Origin of the sequence: Nostoc sp. NOS(2021) (assembly GCF_017115025.1) — a bacterium.
In the GTDB taxonomy this organism is placed as follows: domain Bacteria; phylum Cyanobacteriota; class Cyanobacteriia; order Cyanobacteriales; family Nostocaceae; genus Nostoc.
The window spans coordinates 1-4248 of sequence record NZ_JABXKM010000288.1; the positions used below are offsets into that span (position 1 = coordinate 1).

5 protein-coding genes are annotated in these 4248 nt (G+C 43.1%); 2 read left to right on the forward strand and 3 right to left on the reverse strand.

The genetic code is table 11. From position 1 onward, the window contains the following. Both scpB and ispD read right to left on the reverse strand, forming a co-directional pair. A partial coding sequence (gene scpB / locus HWQ41_RS28320) for an SMC-Scp complex subunit ScpB (RefSeq protein ID WP_292770501.1) occupies positions 1-526 on the reverse strand: 526 nt, incomplete at its 3' end. Positions 527-671: 145 nt separating this feature from the next. Beyond that, positions 672-1355 (reverse strand): 2-C-methyl-D-erythritol 4-phosphate cytidylyltransferase, encoded by a 684-nt coding sequence (gene ispD, locus HWQ41_RS28325; RefSeq protein ID WP_292770503.1) that lies wholly within the window; start codon positions 1353-1355, stop codon positions 672-674. A gap of 69 nt (positions 1356-1424) precedes the next feature. Between ispD and HWQ41_RS28330 the strand changes: the two genes are divergently transcribed. Further along, positions 1425-2384, forward strand: a complete 960-nt coding sequence (locus tag HWQ41_RS28330) for a glycosyltransferase family 9 protein (RefSeq protein WP_292770505.1) — start codon at positions 1425-1427, stop codon at positions 2382-2384. A gap of 253 nt (positions 2385-2637) precedes the next feature. Here HWQ41_RS28330 and HWQ41_RS28335 read toward each other — a convergent pair whose 3' ends face one another. Next, a complete protein-coding gene (locus tag HWQ41_RS28335) occupies positions 2638-3108 on the reverse strand; it encodes a CRR6 family NdhI maturation factor (RefSeq protein WP_292770508.1) in 471 nt (156 codons plus the stop codon). 684 nt (positions 3109-3792) lie between these two features. Here HWQ41_RS28335 and HWQ41_RS28340 point away from each other — a divergent pair. Beyond that, on the forward strand, positions 3793-4239 hold the full coding sequence (locus HWQ41_RS28340) for a Fur family transcriptional regulator (protein WP_292770506.1): 447 nt from the start codon (positions 3793-3795) through the stop codon (positions 4237-4239). Positions 4240-4248: the final 9 nt, after the last annotated feature.

Here is a 4248-nt window from a genome sequence, read left to right on the forward strand (position 1 = left end):
CTCCCTTTAGTTCTAGTTCTAGTTCTAGTTGTTCTTCCTTCTGGCTGGTGGAAAGTATTTGCGGGAGTTGTTCGATTTGAAAATACTGATGAAATTTCGGGGTTACTTGGAGTGAGTAGGAGCGAGAATCGCTGTCTCGGCGCTTGCGGATGAAACCAAGTTCGACGAGTTCTGGAACGTGCTGATATACTCCTGAACCGCGCAGGTTAATCAAGTCGCTCTGGAGTATGGGATTATTAAGGGCGATCGCTGCCAAAGTCCGCAATGCACCTACACCCAATTCTACTGGTATCATAGTTTGCACCAAATCGTGAAAGTCAGACCGTAGTTGCAAACTATAACCATCTGGGGTTTCTATTACCTCTAAGGCGCTATCTCGGTGGGCATAGTTGTCCATTAGTTCAATTATCCCTTCTTTGACAGTGGCGCGATCGCACGCGGCATACTCGGCGATTTCGCCGAGCGACAAGGGTTTACCCTTTAAATAGAGAATTGCTTCTATCTTCGTCGCTGTGGCTGTAATCATTTAGTTATTAGTCATTGGTCATTAGTCATTGGTCATTAGCAGATGACAACTAACAATCAACAAGTGTGTGGGATTATATCGTAAATTGTCAAAATATTGTTTGAAACTATCAAATTGGGCATGGGGCATTGGGGAATCATTTTCCTCAAAAGCCTCTAGTTGTGAGAATAAATTCTGCGATCGCTAAATCTTGGGGAGTAGTCACTTTTAAATTTGTCTCCTCTCCCTCAACAATTCGGACTTCGATGCCGCACTTTTCAAATAAAGCGGCGTCGTCAGTTACTTCCCAACCTTGACGGACACCTTCAGCATGGCACTGTTTCAACAACTTGACATCAAATCCTTGGGGAGTTTGTGCCGCCCATAGTTGTCGTCTGTCGGGTGTTTTTTGAATTATGCCTTGTTCATCAACAATTTTGATGGTGTCTTTGACCGGTACACCAGCAATTAAACCGGGACAGTGGCGAATCGCCTCGGCACACGAGTTAAATAAATCTGGTGTGGCCAGACACCTAGCGCCATCGTGAATCAAGACTTGTTCTGCGGCTACTGGCAAAGCCTGCAAGCCATTGTAAACAGATTCTTGGCGGGTGGAGCCACCTTGAATCAATTCCACTGGTTTAGTCAGCTTCAGATCGGCGATAATTGCTTTAAAGTCAGACCAGTCAGCAGGTTGGGAAATAATCCCGATCCAACTGATTGTACTGGCGGCTTCTGCGGCTAATAGAGTCCAAGCAATAATTGGTTGCGATCGCACGACTAGTAGGAGTTTATTGCGGTTACTCCCCATTCTTTTTCCCATTCCCGCAGCTGGAATTAGTAAATACACAGAATTCCTCAATCTTTAAGCTATATATTTTCCCCTAAAATAGGGAGCGAGTAAGCGTCAATAAATATTATGCGAGTAGTAGCCCTTGTACCTGGCGGAATTGGCGACCAAATTCTCTTCTTTCCGACTCTCGATGACCTGAAGCGCCATTACCCTAACGCTCAGATAGATGTCGTTGTTGAACCCCGGTCAAAGGCTGCCTACCGAGTGAGCAAGTCAGTTCACGAGGTACTGACCTTTGATTTCCAAGACCGTAATAGTCTGGCAGATTGGGGTAATTTGGTGGGCACAATTCGCGATCGCGAATACGATGTTGCCATTGCTGTTAAGCAAAATTGGTTGGTGGGTCTTTTACTCTGGTTGACGGGAATTCCTGTACGCATTGGCTACCAAGGCAAAGGCTCGGTTTTTCTTACCCACGCTGTGCCGTTTAAACCATCCCAATATGCGGCGGAATTGTATCACGATTTGCTGCAACCATTGGGAATAAATAGCCCTGTCCCAGAGTTAGCAGTAAATGTACCAAAACCAGATATTGAGTGGGCACAGAAGGAACAAAAACGCTTAGGGGTTCATGAAACAGGCTATATCTTGATTCATGGCGGTTCTGGCCAGTTATCCCAGGCTAAAGAACTGGATAAAATCTACCCTGTCGAAAAGTGGCAGCAAATTATTCAAAACTTCCAACAAAAGCAGCCGGATCTGCCTGTGGTGGTGATTAAGGGGTCTGATGATGAGCAGTTTGTGCGATCGCTTCTGGACTTCTCTCCAGATATCAAGGTGACTGCCCCAGATGATATTGGCAAGTTAACTGCCATAATTGCTGGGGCAAATTTGATGTTGTCTACTGATAGTGCGGCACTACAACTGAGTGTTGCAGTTCAAACCTATACCATCGCCCTATTTGGGCCAACTGATCCAGCTAAGTTATTGCCGAAAAACGATAAATTCCTGGCCATTGAATCCCCCACGGGAAAAACGGCGGATGTTTCACCAAACGCAGTTTTAGAGAAAATTTGGGGTGGCTAAACCAGCAGTTTGCCCCAATTTTTGCAATCAGTCTATTGGATATCCAATGTAGTTATGCGTTTGTTGAATGACCGCAAAACCTGGGCGTGACAGCTAGATTTTGCGGTTATTCAGTATTAAAGAAGAATACAGAAGTCAGAATCAAGACGCTTTCTACCAGATGCTGCGCTATCCAACAGTACTTGGACAAGCTCAGTAACCATCGCACAAAATTCATACTGAATTCTGAATCCTGAATCCTGAATTCTGATTATTAAAATATCCCAAAAAAAGCATCATCTAATTCATAACCCAGCATTTGGGCCATAGACTTCAGCCGCGATAGGCTGGAGATGTCCTGCTGTTTGAGCCAATCACCTAAAATAAAGATTTTGTGCATCAAAAATATTTCTAAGGCTTCAGGATTGTACTGAATGCCTTCTTGAGAACTGAACTGGTGTGGTACAAGCATAGCGGCATAACGAGCAAACTCTCCAGCTTTCCAATCGAGTAAAAATGGCAACCAAGGATATTTGGCATCTAGACGCACAAACCATAACCGCACCTCTGGAATTTCTGAGAGTTCCCGTGGATCACCAGGTTCGAGATCGTAATTGATATCAAAGCGTAGCTGCTGTTCATGGGACGCAACCCCATCTTGCAGCAGTTGTTCAATCACCGTTGACGCAGGCGACAAATCCAGATTGTTAATAAAGTCATTATTGAGTGCGATCGCGATTGTCATTGATTCAGCAGCCACTTTCTTGATGCTCAACTTTAGGATCGAGAATCTACAGTAGCAGCTTTCAGGGATTGACGCTAGATTGACCTTTACTAGCACAAAGTCTTCTTCACAAATCAATTAGTATTTACTGATACTTTTTTGTTGATAATTTGGTCAACCTATACAAGGTCTATAAATAAGTCTGACCTTCTCAAATTTATTTGATACTTTTGCTTAATTTTCGCTGGTTATAACAAATATACATCTAGTTGCTAGCTTTGATATCAGCCACTGGCGATGCCTGCGGTTCTTGCTAGCCTACGCCACTCACGTACACCGGATTTTGCTACACTTAAATGTTACTTTCCTAATTGCAACAATACTCACATCTAACTAAAAAATTACTACACGATTAAGATGGTATGCCATTAGAATTAGCCTACTTGGTAAAGGCAACCCCTGCTCCAAGGTGGACATTTACAGCAATTTTAAGTTAAAGTTGTAATGAGTTTGTTTTAGATTAAGGTCTGAGAAAATTAACCGTCAACAAGCAAAAAAATCATTATCGCCACCTGTCACTTCCGCAGCATCAAAAGCCAAAACACAAGTACAGGTAAAAGAGCGGTGTGCAATATCATTGCATATATTAAATAACCAATAAACATTTAGATGGGAAAATTCCCTCAACAGTTAACAAGCTGTAATATGCAAAAACAAACAATTTCTACAAGACCAATTCGTTCTCTAGAAGATGCGCTTGATCGGTGTCAAATCCTGGGTATGCGCGTCAGTCGTCAGCGTCGCTTTATTCTGGAATTACTTTGGCAAGCAAATGAACACCTTGCCGCTAGAGAGATTTATGATCGCTTGAACCTACAAGGCAAAGAGATCGGTCATACCTCTGTTTATCAAAATTTAGAAGCATTATCCAGTCAAGGCATAATTGAGTGTATTGAACGTTGTGATGGGCGTTTGTACGGCAATATCAGTGACTCTCACAGTCATGTCAACTGTATAGATACAAATCAAATTCTCGATGTTCATGTGGAACTACCAGAAGATTTGATCCGCAAAATTGAAGAACAAACAGGAGTGCGGATTACTGACTACAGTATTAACTTTTTTGGCTACCGCAACCCGCAGGAAGGCTAGGGATTGGGG